This is a genomic window from Mycobacteroides sp. H003 (genome assembly GCF_001440135.1).
GTDB lineage: Bacteria > Actinomycetota > Actinomycetes > Mycobacteriales > Mycobacteriaceae > Mycobacterium > Mycobacterium gwanakae.
Genome location: NZ_LJYL01000021.1, coordinates 81,111 through 94,635, shown reverse-complemented (window position 1 = coordinate 94,635; position 13,525 = coordinate 81,111). Strand labels below are relative to the sequence as shown.

General features: G+C 64.5%; 10 protein-coding genes. 3 read left to right on the top strand and 7 right to left on the bottom strand.

Annotation, left to right across the window (positions count from 1 at the left end):
- Nucleotides 1-34: 34 nt before the first annotated feature.
- The 5 genes from AOT87_RS29080 to AOT87_RS15655 all read right to left on the bottom strand — a co-directional run bounded on the left by AOT87_RS29080 (nt 35) and on the right by AOT87_RS15655 (nt 8,045).
- Nucleotides 35-3,175, bottom strand: coding sequence for an AAA family ATPase (locus AOT87_RS29080; RefSeq protein ID WP_057967084.1), 3,141 nt, complete (start codon nt 3,173-3,175; stop codon nt 35-37).
- A 433-nt stretch (nt 3,176-3,608) separates the two neighbouring features.
- The gene (gene dmpG / locus AOT87_RS15670; protein ID WP_044104937.1) at nt 3,609-4,661 is read right to left on the bottom strand and encodes a 4-hydroxy-2-oxovalerate aldolase; all 1,053 of its coding nucleotides are present in this window, start codon (nt 4,659-4,661) and stop codon (nt 3,609-3,611) included.
- 28 nt (nt 4,662-4,689) lie between these two features.
- On the bottom strand, nt 4,690-5,598 hold the full coding sequence (locus AOT87_RS15665; RefSeq protein WP_057967085.1) for an acetaldehyde dehydrogenase (acetylating): 909 nt from the start codon (nt 5,596-5,598) through the stop codon (nt 4,690-4,692).
- A gap of 19 nt (nt 5,599-5,617) precedes the next feature.
- Nucleotides 5,618-6,403, bottom strand: a complete 786-nt coding sequence (locus AOT87_RS15660) for a 2-keto-4-pentenoate hydratase (RefSeq protein WP_030095730.1) — start codon at nt 6,401-6,403, stop codon at nt 5,618-5,620.
- The gene (locus AOT87_RS15655; protein WP_081346282.1) at nt 6,396-8,045 is read right to left on the bottom strand and encodes an FAD-binding protein; all 1,650 of its coding nucleotides are present in this window, start codon (nt 8,043-8,045) and stop codon (nt 6,396-6,398) included. The genes AOT87_RS15660 and AOT87_RS15655 overlap by 8 nt, the downstream gene beginning before the upstream one ends.
- An 88-nt stretch (nt 8,046-8,133) precedes the next feature.
- Between AOT87_RS15655 and kstD the strand changes: the two genes are divergently transcribed.
- Both kstD and AOT87_RS15645 read left to right on the top strand, forming a co-directional pair.
- Entirely contained in the window at nt 8,134-9,822 is a 1,689-nt protein-coding gene (kstD, locus tag AOT87_RS15650; protein ID WP_057967124.1) for a 3-oxosteroid 1-dehydrogenase, read from the top strand.
- A 9-nt stretch (nt 9,823-9,831) separates the two neighbouring features.
- On the top strand, nt 9,832-10,689 hold the full coding sequence (locus tag AOT87_RS15645) for a MaoC/PaaZ C-terminal domain-containing protein (protein ID WP_057967087.1): 858 nt from the start codon (nt 9,832-9,834) through the stop codon (nt 10,687-10,689).
- Nucleotides 10,690-10,698: 9 nt separating this feature from the next.
- Here the strand turns inward: AOT87_RS15645 and AOT87_RS15640 are convergent, their stop codons facing one another.
- Nucleotides 10,699-11,457, bottom strand: coding sequence for a hypothetical protein (locus AOT87_RS15640; RefSeq protein ID WP_057967088.1), 759 nt, complete (start codon nt 11,455-11,457; stop codon nt 10,699-10,701).
- A 221-nt stretch (nt 11,458-11,678) separates the two neighbouring features.
- On the opposite strand from AOT87_RS15640, the gene AOT87_RS15635 reads away from it, so the two are divergent.
- Nucleotides 11,679-12,365 carry an Rv3717 family N-acetylmuramoyl-L-alanine amidase gene (locus AOT87_RS15635; RefSeq protein WP_030095735.1) on the top strand — a complete coding sequence of 229 codons (687 nt, stop codon included), beginning with the start codon at nt 11,679-11,681 and terminating at the stop codon, nt 12,363-12,365.
- A 5-nt stretch (nt 12,366-12,370) separates the two neighbouring features.
- Here AOT87_RS15635 and AOT87_RS15630 read toward each other — a convergent pair whose 3' ends face one another.
- Nucleotides 12,371-13,525 (bottom strand): lipid-transfer protein, encoded by a 1,155-nt coding sequence (locus tag AOT87_RS15630; protein ID WP_030095736.1) that lies wholly within the window; start codon nt 13,523-13,525, stop codon nt 12,371-12,373.

Here is a 13,525-nt window from a genome sequence, read left to right as displayed (position 1 = left end):
GCGTCAACCATCTTGCTGTCCTGCCTCTTTCGTCTTATCGCTGCTCGTCGCCGCGCATGCGAAGCCGCGGGAAACTCTCGGAGATCGCGCCTGCCAGCTTCAGGTATGCGGCATTGGTATCCGCATTGAGCAGATTGAAGTCGACGTCGGCGCCTTCGGCGAGGTGGGGATCGAACGGGATCATGTGAATGGAACGGCAACGCGCCTGAAAATGCTCATAGACCTTGTCCAGCTTGATCCCCGCAGATCCAGGACGTGAGGCACTCAAGACGACATGCGCTTCACGCACCAGCGCCGAATGTCCATGCTGCATAAGCCAATCGAGGGTAGCCGAGGCACTACGCGCGGAATCCATGGCCGGCGAGCTCACCAACACAATGGTGTGAGCAAGGTCGAGCACGCCCGCCATTGCCGAATGCATGATTCCCGTACCGCAGTCGGTCAAAATGATGTTGTAGTACCGCTGCAGGATGTCGATCGTATTGCGGTAGTCGACCTCGCCGAAAGCCTCCGATACCGCCGGATCCTGCTCACTGGCAAGTACTTCGAGACGACTTGTCGCCATCCGCGTGTGGTTGCGCACGTCAGCGTAACTTCTGATGTTCCGGTCCTTGAGAAGGTCACGGACGGTGGACTGCGTCGAATTGTCGCGCACTCGCTCAGCCAGGGTGCCACGGTCGGGGTTCGCGTCGACAGCGATGATCCGATCGGTACGGATTGTCGCGAACGCCGAACCCAATCCCAGTGTGGTGGTTGTCTTTCCGACACCGCCCTTAATGGAGAGCACCGCGATGCGGTAATCGCCGAGGATCGGCTGCCGAATACTGGCGAGCAGCTGGTCCTGTTCACGGTCCTTACGCGAATCGCCCGGATTGACCCGGCCTCCGGTGGACCTGTGCACCGCCTTGCGCCAGCCGGACCGGGGCGCGTAACGACCGCGGTTGATGACCTCAGCTTCGTCGAGCGAGGGCGGCATCCGGTAAGCCTGCGGCCCACGGTAGTTGGGGGGAGGTGCCGCTCCCTGCGGCGGTGGCACGTAACCCGGAGGCAGCTGCTCTTGTGACACCGGGGACTGAGGCGCCTGCGGCTGCTGCGGCACCCATTGCCATTGACCCTCAACACTGGTGGGCTGTGGAGGTGGCTGCTGCGAAAACTGCTGTCCACCAAATGATTCCGGAGCCTGTGGAGCGCCCTGCGGCCACTGCCCCGGGTACGGCTGACGTGGGTTCCATCCGGGGGGTGCCTGAGCCGCGGGCTGATGCTCGGGTCCAGGCTGCGGCGGAACGGCGTGTTGCGGCGCAGGCGGCGGCACGTAGTAGGCGGGTTGCGCTGGCAGTTCCGCCACCGGGAACTCCGGGGTAGCCGACGGGGCCTCCCACGGCGAATGCGCATCGCCTTGGTTCACCTGAAGATGTGAATCACCTTCTACCGCAGCCTCTTCGGAAGAACTATCGGGCGTCACCGGCGCGTCATCCGTCGATTCGACGGCGGTGTCAGCGATTTCGCCGGAAGGCAGTGGGTCCGGCGCCTGCTCGACGGAAGCGTTCGACTCATCCGAGAGTTCGGGCTCTGGACCTACCACGTCTTCAATGGCGGGGTCAGCGGACGTCTCCTCGAACACCGCTGCCGGCAGGTCGATGACGATGTCCTCGTCGACCAGAGGCGCAAATCCCTCGAGTTCAGGCGCCGCCGCTTCCGCTGTTTCCGTTTCCGCGGCTTCTTCGGCACCGGTGCTGAGCTCGGTGCTCTCGGTCCCGGCGACTTCGGGCACCGAGGCCCACGGCGCAATCATCGGTACAAACGGCGCGGGTTCGGGCTCGGGCACCGATACGTCCGCGTCGGCCGCGTCGTGCGCGGCCAATTCCTCATTGAGCTCGGCACGTTTAGCTTCGATGCGCTGCAGCAGTGCAGCCGCTCTCGCATCGACGTCGTCGATTTCGGGCGCATCTGCAGGCTCCGGTGCTTCCGGCGCCGCCTCTACCGGTTCCGCGGGGTATTCGGATACCGGGGTGGGCTCCTCCTCCGCCGGCGGCTCTGGGACCAGGCCCCCGACGGCGGGAGCATCGGGCTCGGGCGTTTCTGGCAGCGGGTCGGCGGTAAGCGCTGTAGACGGTTCCGGTTCGGACTCGGCGTCCGGCACGGCGGCCGTAGGCTCCGGCTCCTCCGTCTCGGAAAACGACTGGTTGATCGCTTCAGGGGGCGTGAACCCGAGCGCAGGAGCGGGCGACGGCCCCGCGGATTGCGTGTCTGGAGCCACCTGCGCGGGCTCCGCTAGGTCCTCAACGGCCTCGTCCTCAACGCCCTCGTCCTCATCGACCGCCTCTGGCGGCGTGAAACTGAGTGCACCGCGGGCCTCCGGAGCGGGTGTGGCCTCCGATTCGGGCATCGCGTGGCGCCGATGACGCTCCAGTTCGGCGTCGGTGATGCTTTCGTCGAGGCTCATCTGGCGCAGTTGCGCTTCGAGCAAGCTGAAACGCGAGAACGGGTCCGTGCCGGCGGACTCCTCGCGGCGCTGATCAGCGGTAGGCGCGGGTGAACTCGGCTCCGCCTGCGGTACAGCCACCGGCGCGGGTTCCGGTGAATCTGCGACGTCCGCGGGCGCTTCGATCGCGGCCGGGGTAACCGCCTCCACGTCCGGGGCGGCTCCGGGCGCGGCAGGCTCGGGCGCCGGGATTGCCGGGGACTCATCGGACGCAGGCACCTGCGGTTGCTCGACCTGCGATATTGGCCGTGGTTCCGGCTTCATCTCCGGAATGGGACTCGTGATGATCCGAGGCTCAGCCGATACGGGCTTCGGGACGTTCTCGTTCGACTCGGTGGCCGGCGGCTCCTGCGCGGCCGTCAGCGGGCGCTGCTCGGTCGGTTCGGGCGCACGGGGCGGCGTGTAGTACTTCGACACGTTGGGCACCGGCGTCGTCCCGTTGGCCGTTTCTTCCCGAGGCGCGACTGCAGCGTGCTTCTCAACTGGCGGCAGGACGGAATCGGTGACCGGTTTCTGCGCCGGAGTCTGGGGAGCGGAGGAGTGCCCGGTCTCGTGGGTTAACGAGTCCTCGTTCGACTCGGGATCGTCCGCGTTGCGCTTCTTGCGCCTTAACGAACGGAGAAACCCACGTTGTTCGTCTTCTTCGGGCAGCCACGGAGGACGGGCCGGTGCACCACGATCCTGCTTGGGCAACGTCCCCCTCCCCTTCCTCAATCGCCAAATACTCGTAGAGTTCGATCGTACTCAGTTGCTAGCGCACGGGTACCAAGACTGGTTACCCAACCAAATAAACCCCCGCACTCAACCAGCAGCTTAAGCGAGATGGCGATGTCCTCGCAGCGTTCGGTGCGATCCTGCATCGGCTCCGTCCCGGCGGTAACCACTGAGCAGGGCCTGCGGGTGAGCCTTACGAGCAACCAGGCCGTACTGGCTAAGCCACCGCGAGTGCCCGCGGTCGCCGTATGACGCTGAGCTCCCGCTCCCGAGCGGGCGCATCTGGTCTTCGACCAAAACCCAGGCAACCGTCCCTGCCCGGGTGCGCGAGCACCTGATCGACACCCCCCTGCCCCCGCGCGCACGACGGCGCGATCACGACCGCAGCAGGGGTGGCGATAGCGAGCCGCGACTACGACTTCTTTTCGGCGTTCTCGCGCTGAATCTCCAATGCGATATCGATGAGCTGGTCCTCCTGCCCACCAATGAGCTTTCGCTCACCAGCGCGGTGCAGCAGCTGGTGTGCGGGCACCCCGTAACGCTCACCCTGCCGGATGGCGTGCTTGAGGAAGCTGGAGTACACACCGCTGTAGCCCATGATCAGCGCATTGCGATCCAGCAGGCACTCGGCCGGCATCGCAGGTGCGACCACCTCTTCGGCGGCGTCCGCGATATCGAAGAAGTCGATGCCCGTCTTCACGCCGATCTTGTCGAAGACACCGATCAGCGCCTCCACCGGAGCATTACCGGCACCAGCACCGAACCGCCTTGTGCTGCCGTCGATCTGCTTGGCCCCGGCACGCACCGCCTCGATGGAGTTGGCGACACCGAGTCCAAGGTTCTCGTGCCCATGAAAACCAACCTGCGCATCGTTGCCAAGCTCTGCCACCACCGCGGCCACCCGGTCGGCGACACCGTCGAGCACCAATGCGCCCGCGGAGTCCACTACATACACACACTGACATCCGGCGTCTGCCATGATCCGGGCCTGCTTCGCCAGCTTCTCCGGCGAGATGGTGTGCGACATCATCAGGAAGCCAACGGTTTCCAGCCCGCGCTCACGCGCCAGACCGAAATGCTGAAGCGACACGTCAGCCTCGGTGCAGTGAGTGGCGATACGGCAGATGGAGCCGCCGTTGCCCTGTGCCTCGATGATGTCTTCCTTGGTACCTACGCCCGGCAGCATCAGGAAGGCGATCTTGGCGTTCGTCGCGGTCTCCGCGGCGAGCTTGATCAGTTCCTGCTCAGGGGTTTTGGAGAACCCGTAGTTGAATGACGATCCACCAAGACCGTCACCGTGGGTCACCTCGATGACCGGCACACCGGCACCGTCGAGGGCGGCCACGATCGCGCGCACCTCGTCGGCGGTGAACTGGTGACGCTTGTGGTGCGACCCGTCGCGCAATGACGTATCGGTGATCCGCACATCCCACGCGGCGTCGAAGAAGACGCCGTCGGTGCCCAAGAGCTGAGTGCTGGTGTCCGAACCCATGTTACGAAACCTTCACTGATAGAAGTTCTTTGGCGATTTCCTCGCCGACCTTGGTCGCGGCCGCGGTCATGATGTCCAGGTTTCCGGCATACGGCGGCAAGAAGTCTCCCGCACCCTCGACCTCCACGAAAGTGGTGACGACGTGGTTACCCCCATTGACCACAGACGGCTCATCGAACTGCGGCTCATTGAGTAGCCGGTATCCGGGCACGTACTGCTGCACCTGGCTCACCACGTCGTGAATTGACGCGGCGATCGCATCGCGATCCGCATCCTCCGGGATGGCACAGAAAATGGTGTCGCGCATGATCATCGGCGGGTCGGCCGGGTTGAGGATGATGATCGCCTTGCCGCGCTTGGCACCGCCGATCACTTCCACACCCTTCGATGTGGTCTTGGTGAATTCGTCGATGTTGGCACGTGTACCCGGACCCGCCGAGACCGACGCAACCGACGCCACGATTTCCGCGTAGGCCACCTCCACCACGCGGGAGACCGCGTACACGATGGGGATTGTCGCCTGGCCACCGCAGGTGATCATGTTGACGTTGGGAGCATCGAGGTGCGCACGCAGATTCGCGGGCGGTACCACGGCCGGCCCGACAGCGGCCGGAGTCAGGTCGATCGCCCGGATACCGGCTTCCTCGTAGCGCGGCGCGGCGGCCTTGTGCACGTACGCGGATGTCGCCTCGAACACTAAGTCGGGCTTCTCATCCTGCGCCAGCAGCCAGTCCACGCCCTCATGCGAGGTTTCCAGCCCGAAGCCGCGGGCACGCTTGAGGCCCTCGGACTCGGGGTCGATGCCGATCATCCACCGCGGTTCCAGCCACTCAGACCGCTGCAATTTGTACAGCAGATCGGTACTGATGTTTCCCGAACCGACGATCGCTACAGATGCCTTGCTACCCATACGTTCTCCTCTACCTCGGCTATTCAAAAGCCAGTCGGACCGAACCAAGTCCGGCGAACTCAGCCAAAAATTCGTCCCCCGGATGCGCATCGAATGCCCGCGTGCACGAACCCGGCAGCACCACGTCACCGGCGCGCAGGCGCACCCCGAACGAAGCCACCTTGCGCGCCAGCCACGCCACCGATGTCACCGGGTTACCCAGCACCGCATCGCTTCTGCCTTCAGCCAATTTCTCGCCGTTGCAGGTCAGCACCGCGTCGATCGACTTGATGTCGATGTCCTTCGGCGAAACACGTTGCTTACCAATGACAAAACCGGCTGAGGATGCGTTATCGGCGATGGTGTCGCAGATTTTGATCTGCCAGTTGGTGATCCGGCTGTCCACCACCTCGATGGACGGCACGTATGCGGCCGTCGCCGCCAGCACGTCATCCTCGGTGCAGTCCTCACCCGGCAGGTCGGCGGCCAGGATGAATCCGACCTCCACCTCGACCCGCGGGAACAAGAACTTGGACGCGGAGGCCGCGACGTCCTCGAACAGCTCCATATCGGCCAGCAGGTGCCCATAGTCCGGCTCGTGGACACCCATCATCTTCTGCATCGCTTCGGACGATAGGCCCACCTTGTGCCCGACGACCTTGGCTCCGTCCGCTAGGCGGGAGCGAATGTTCATCAGCTGGATCTCATAGGCGTCGACCACACCGAAATCCGGATACGTGTCGGTGGGCGGCGCGATGGCCACCCGGGTGCGCTCGGCCGCTGCCAAATCGGCGGCGATGGCCTCACGAACTTCGGAACTAAGCATCTATGTGTCTCCCAGTCTCAGTCCCGGCCCGCCGTCCGGAGAAGACGCAGTCGGCCAGGGACAATCCGCTCACATACGAATTGGAGCAGATACCCACCGCCGCACGTCCGGCGGCATAGAGCCCGGGGATCGCCGCGCCCGATGTGGTCTGCACGGCACCAGTCTCCTCGTCCACCACCAGCCCGCCAAGGGTCAGCATCGGACACGGATTGAGCATGTTGGTCTTGATGGACACGTTGAACAGATAGAACGGCCCTTCGGCGACGGGAACCCGAATATCGTCCGGCTTGCCGAGGGGGTCAGGGGTGCCGTCGGCGATGGCCCGATTATGTTCGGACACGGTGCGCGCCAATCCTTCCGGATCGATGCCGGCCTTGGCAGCCAGTTCTTCGATGGACCCGGCCTTCCTGCGCCCCACATTCAGGAACGCTTCGGCCTGGATCCGCTGAAACCACAGGGTCTGCGACCCCAACTGCTGACGGGCCCGCTTCACCAGCGCCTTGTCGGCAACCAGATAGCCCACCCCTCCTGCCGTGCGCACGATCTCCTTACCCAATGCGGCGCCATATCGGGACTCGTCAATCATCCTCTGCCCCTTGGCATCCACCAACAGCGAGCCGAGGAAGGCCGCGGGCGGCACGATGAACCGCCAGGCCGAGATCTCGTCGAGATGCCCGGTGGCCGCGTTCAACGGCTCCGCGAGCGTCAAGGCGGTCCCGTCGTCACCGGCGGTGCCGAGTTGCAACCCGTCCCGATAGGCGGGGGCATGACGCTCGATGAGTTCGCGGTTCGCGATGAACCCACCCGAAGACAGGATCACCCCGTCATTCGCCCGGATCTCGAAGGGCTTGGCGAACCGGCGCTCCAGCGCGTACGCCGGTCCTTCCAGCACCTTTCGCATCGGCGGGTAGTAGATGCCCGGCTTGGTCGCGTACCGCGTGAACAACGAGTACGCCCGCCGCACCCAGCCCGGCGCGTCCTTCAGCGTCACGCCGCGCACTCCCACGACACGACCGTCCTCCACGATCAGGCCGGTGGCCCGGGTCTGCCGCCAGACATCGGCACCCAAACGCTCCGCGGAGGCCGCCAACGGTGCGAACAGCGCCTTACCGGACACGCCCCGGCCAAAGGCCCGATGTCCGCGTTGACGGGGCGGGGTGACGGCTCGCGCCATCCCGGAGGATTCGCTGCCGGAAAAGTAGAGGTAGTAGTCGTTGGTGGGGTACGAAGTCTTAAACGGAGCCAGCGAACCTTCGAACGGCACTCCGTAACCTTGGAGCCAATCCAGAGTGTCCGCGCTACCGTCGACGAATCTCTGCAGCGTCTCGGGCTTCACCGCGTCTCCGACTTCAAGCTGCAGGTACTCCATCATCAGCTCCGGGGTGTCCTCGACACCGGCGTCACGCTGAATATTGGTGCCACCTCCGGCGTAGTAAATGCCCCCTGAAATGGCCGAAGCCCCGCCGCCGTCGAACCGTTCCAGGATCGTGACCGATGCGCCGCGTTCCAGGGCGGCCAGTGCGGCGGCCGCCCCCGCGACCCCGTACCCGACGATGACGACATCCGAGGAAGACACCGCGGGCACCTCGACATCACCCGGCACTAGGCCTCCCTCACCGTCATTTGGCCAAAACAGCAACAAGTTTCTGTTTTCACCGCAACATCAAAGTGTCGAGACGGTGAAACCACAGGCCAGCGCCGGTAGCGCCGGGCCGCCTCAATTCTATAACGTGTTCTACATGACTGAGCAGGAGTACGACGTCGTCGTCGTCGGGAGTGGTGGCGCCGGCATGGTTGCGGCGCTCACCGCGGCACACAACGGGCTGAGCACCGTGCTGATCGAGAAGGCCCCCCACTTCGGCGGATCTACCGCGCGTTCCGGTGGCGGCGTCTGGATCCCCAACAACGAGGTGCTCAAGAAGGCCCGCCAGAGCGACACCCCCGAGGCGGCCCGCGAGTACCTCTACACCATCATCGGCGATGTCGTACCCCGCGAGAAGATCGACACCTACCTCGATCGCGGCCCGGAGATGCTCTCGTTCGTGTTGGCCAACTCTCCGCTCAAGCTCGACTGGGTGCCCAACTACTCCGACTACTACCCCGAGGCCCCCGGCGGGCGTTCGACTGGCCGCTCGGTGGAACCCAAGCCTTTCGATGCCAAGAAGCTTGGCGACGAGCTGCCCAACCTGGAGCCTCCCTACGGCAAGGTCCCGTTGAATGTCGTCGTACGCCAGCAGGATTACGTGCGGCTGAACCAGCTCAAGCGCCATCCCCGTGGTGTGCTGCGCAGCCTGCGCGTGGGCGTGCGCACCTTCTGGGCGCAGGGCACCGGCAAGAAACTCGTCGGCATGGGACGGGCCCTTTCGGCCGCGTTGCGCATCGGCCTGCGTGACGCCGGTGTTCCGGTCAAGCTCAACACCGCTTTGACCGATCTCTACCTCGAGAACGGCACGGTCAAAGGCGTCTACGTGCGTGAGAGCGGTTCTTCGGAGGCTTCCGAGCCGACGGTCATCAGGGCACGCAAGGGCGTCATCCTGGCCTCCGGTGGGTTCGAGCACAACGAGCAGATGCGCGTGAAGTACCAGCGCGCCCCCATCACCACCGAGTGGACGGTCGGTGCCAAGGCCAACACCGGCGACGGCATCCTGGCAGCAGAAAAGCTCGGCGCCGCGCTGGAGTTCATGGAGGACTCGTGGTGGGGCCCAACGGTTCCGCTGGTCGGCAGGCCGTGGTTCGCGCTGTCCGAGCGCAACTCCCCCGGGTCCATCATCGTCAACGCATCCGGTAAGCGGTTCATGAACGAGTCGCTGCCCTACGTCGAGGCCACCCACCGCATGTATGGAGGCGAGTACGGCCAGGGCGCGGGACCCGGCGAGAACCTGCCCGCATGGCTGGTCTTCGACCAGGAGTACCGCAACCGGTACATCTTCGCCGGATTGCAGCCGGGACAAAAGATTCCGAGCAAGTGGATCGAGTCCGGCGTGATCGTCAAGGCCGACAGCATCGAAGAGCTCGCGGCGAAGGCCAACCTGCCCGTCGAGGAGTTCAAGGCGACCGTCGACCGGTTCAACGGTTTCGCCCGCAGCGGTACCGACGAGGACTTCGGCCGCGGTAAGAGCGCCTACGACCGCTATTACGGAGACCCGACGAACAAGCCGAATCCAAATCTGGGTGAACTCAAGAAGGGGCCCTTCTACGCGGCCAAGATGGTGCCCGGCGATCTGGGCACCAAGGGTGGCGTGCGCACCGACGTCCAGGGCCGGGTGCTGCGCGATGACAACAGCATCATCGAAGGCCTTTACGCCGCAGGCAATGTCAGCACCCCGGTGATGGGTCACACCTACGCCGGCCCCGGCGCCACCATTGGTCCGGCCATGACATGGGGCTACCTCGCGGCGCTCGATATCGCCGGGAAGTAGGGTCAGCTCATGCCTATCAACGTCGATATCGCTCTGGGCGCTGCTGTCGAGCCCGCAGAATTCTCGTGGACCGCATCCGATGTGCAGCTGTATCACCTGGCCATCGGTGCGGGCGCCGACCCGGTGAGCGAGACCGAGCTGCGCTACCTGCAGGACAAGACTCCGCAGGTGCTGCCGACGTTCGCGACCGTGGCCTCGGGCTTCCACACGGTGGAGCCACCCAAGGTGTCATTCCCGGGTATCGAGATCGACCTGGCCAAGATCCTGCACGGCACCGAGCAGGTGACTGCACACCGTCCCTTGCCGCCCGCGGGTTCGGCCCGCTCCGAGGGCAAGGTCGTGGAGATCTGGGATAAGGGCAAGGCAGCCGTCATCGTCACGGAGACAACGACTTCCGATGACCAGGGACCGCTCTGGACGGTCCGCCGGTCGATCTTCGCACGTGGCGAGGGTGGCTTCGGCGGCGAGAGAGGGCCCTCCGCCGCAGGCGGCACTCCCGACCGCACGCCCGACATTGAGGTCTCGACGCACATCCTGCCGCAGCAGGCGCTGCTGTACCGGCTCTGCGGTGACCGCAACCCGCTGCATTCCGACCCTGCCTTCGCGGCGGCGGCCGGATTCCCCCGCCCGATCCTGCACGGGCTGTGCAGCTACGGCGTGGTGTGCAAGGCGGCGGTTGACTCCGCACTCAACGGGGATGCCTCGCGGGTGACGTCGTATGCCGCGAAGTTCGCGGGTGTGGTGTTCCCGGGCGAGACCCTCAAGACCCGCATCTGGAAGGAAGACGGCAAGCTGCTGATCTCGGCTGTCGTGGCCGAACGTGAGGATGCCGCCGCGCTCGCAGACGTGGAGCTCACCTACACCTAGTCCGGCGCGCTAGTACCAACGTATTCCGCGGTAGCGGTACACCCCCAGGGCCAGCGCGGTGCCCATGCTCCAGACGGCGACACCCAAGCCGAGTTCCAGTAGGGATCGTTCGGTGAGCGGCATGGAGTGGAAAACGTTGCGCCCGAAGATGGCTCGAGGGATACCTCCAACCGGCGCAACGAGGTAGTAGACGCCGTACGGTAGAGCTAGATAAAAGAGCCATCGCGCCGTGGCTGGAACGTCCCCTCGTTGCCGCCACCGCTCGCGCAACGGGCGCGTCACCATCGGCAGCAGTACCGAGACCAGATTGCCCAGACCAAGCCAGCTGACGATGTGTACGCCCACATCGGGCACGGTGATCGCGGTTTGGGTTGCCTGCTGCCGGTGGATGGTCAAGAAAGCCGTCAGGATGAGCGTCGGCAGCCCGGCGACAAGAAACAGCGCGATGTTCTTGACCAGCAAGACGTACAGAAGCGATCGATGTCCCCGCAGCACGTGCCTGACTCGATCGGCATCCAGACCCAGCATGTTGGTCACCGACACATCGGCGAAGATGAACATCGCGAAGTACAGGCCGATCAGCAGTGCCCAGTCGCGTTTGCGCCCATGTTGGGCAATCGGCTGCCAGATGATCAGATAGGCGATTGCCAGGCCGAGGTTCAGACCCAATCCCTCGAGCCACCGACGCGGCGGCCGGAAGGTCTCGACGACATCCTCGCGCAGGCGGGTCAATGCGCCTGTCGCAGTGGCGGCCTTTGATTGAGTCACTGGGCAAGCATCGCCGCGGTTTCTGTCAGAAAGCTGTGACTGCGATACGGTCTCGTCTCGGTCACAGTTCAATCGAGCCACATGTCGGGTTCTCAAATCCCAGGTTCGGGGCCTACCTTTCCGGCGTGCAGACCACCCCGTGCGGTCCCGCCAAGCGGTCCCGCTGCCTCTCGCGACGCGACGTCCTCAAGTACGCCTCGAGCGTGCCCGTCCTACTCAGCATGCCGGCCGTGCTGTCCACCACGGCCCTGGCCCACGCGGAATCTCCCATCGCGGGAAAGATCGTCTTCCTCGACCCTGGGCACAACGGCGCCAACGACCGCTCAATCACCCGGCAGGTCAGTGACGGCCGGGGACGCACCAAGGACTGCCAGACCAGCGGCACCGCAACCGATTCAGGTTTTCCAGAACATACCTTCAACTGGAATGTGGTGTTGCACATCCGGCAGGCCCTCACCGTGGCCGGTGTTCGCACCGCATTGTCTCGTGGCAATGACAACGCGCTCGGGCCGTGCATCGACGAGCGCGCTGCCACCGGAAACTCGTTCAGGCCCAACGCCATCGTCAGCATTCACGCCGATGGCGGCCCCCGGGATGGCCGTGGATTCCACGTCAACTACTCGAACCCACCGATCAATGAAGCGCAAGGAGGTCCCTCGCTGCGCTTGGCCAGCACCATGCGCGATCAACTCAAGGCCTCGGGATTCCAGCCGTCGACCTACCGCGGAAACGATGGTCTGTATGGACGTTCCGACCTGGCCGGGTTGAACCTGGCTCAGTACCCGGCGATCCTCATCGAGTGCGGAAACATGAAGAACAGCGACGACGCCGCGATGCTGTCCAGCGCGGACGGCCAGGCGCGTCTGGCAGCGGCTATCGCGCAAGGCATCGCCAGGTTTCTGAGCTGAGCCGGCTATCCCAGGATGAGGCCGGACGTCGGCACACCGGTGCCCGCTGTGACGAGCACGTGCTCGACATTGGGCACCTGGTTCACCGAGGTTCCTCGCAGCTGACGCACGCCCTCGGCGATACCGTTCATACCGTGGATATAGGCCTCGCCGAGCTGACCACCGTGTGTGTTGATCGGCAGCTTTCCGCCCAGCTCGATGGCGCCGTTGGCGATGAAGTCCTTGGCCTCGCCCGTGCCGCAGAAGCCGAGTTCTTCGAGCTGCAACAAGGTGTACGGCGTGAAGTGGTCATACAGGATCGCGGTCTGAATATCGTTGGGCGTCAAGCCGGACTGGTCCCAGAGCTGCCGACCGACGAGTCCCATCTCGGGTAATCCCAACTCGTCCCGGTAGTACGAGTACATGGTGAACTGGTCGTCGCCGGACCCCTGCGCGGCCGCCTCAATGACCACCGGCCGGTTCTTGAGATCCTTGGCCCTCTCCGGTGTCGTCACGACGATCGCCACCCCACCATCGCTCTCTTGGCAACAGTCCAGCAGTCGCACCGGATCGGCGATCATCCGCGAATTCTGGTGGTCCTCAATGGTGATCGGCTTGCCATAGAAGAATGCCTTCGGGTTGGTGGCCGCATGCTTACGGTCGGCCACCGACACCGCACCGAAATCGGCACTCGTGGCACCATATTCGTGCATATACCGGCGAGCGATCATCGCCACCGAGGCGGCCGGCGTACTCAGCCCGTGCGGGTACGACCAGCTGTACTCAACGCCTCGCGAGTCGGCGGTCGAACTCAGTCCCGTCATCACCTGACCGAACCTGAACTCCGAGCGCTCATTAAAGGCCCGGTACGCAACGACCACCTCTGCGACACCGGCAGCGACCGCCAATGCGGCCTGCTGCACCGTCGCCGCAGCCGCGCCACCGCCATAACCGATCTGGCTGAAGAACTTCAGCTCGCCGATGCCCGTCGAACGCGCGACCGCGGTCTCCAGGTTCGAGTCCATGGTGAAGGTCACCAGGCCGTCGACTTCGTCGGGAGACAAACCGGCATCCGTCAACGCATCGAGCACCGCCTCGGCCGCCAACCTCAACTCGGATCGGCCCGACTTCTTCGAGAAGTCGGTGGCACCGATACCGGCAATAGCGGCCTTACCCGACAA

Bases quoted from the DNA above. Each gene is read 5' to 3' on its own strand.
- AOT87_RS15635 (WP_030095735.1), top strand. From the start codon at position 11,679: ATGCCGGCCGTGCTGTCCACCACGGCCCTGGCCCACGCGGAATCTCCC.
- AOT87_RS15665 (WP_057967085.1), bottom strand. From the start codon at position 5,598: ATGGGTAGCAAGGCATCTGTAGCGATCGTCGGTTCGGGAAACATCAGT.
- AOT87_RS15660 (WP_030095730.1), bottom strand. From the start codon at position 6,403: ATGCTTAGTTCCGAAGTTCGTGAGGCCATCGCCGCCGATTTGGCAGCG.
- AOT87_RS15645 (WP_057967087.1), top strand. From the start codon at position 9,832: ATGCCTATCAACGTCGATATCGCTCTGGGCGCTGCTGTCGAGCCCGCA.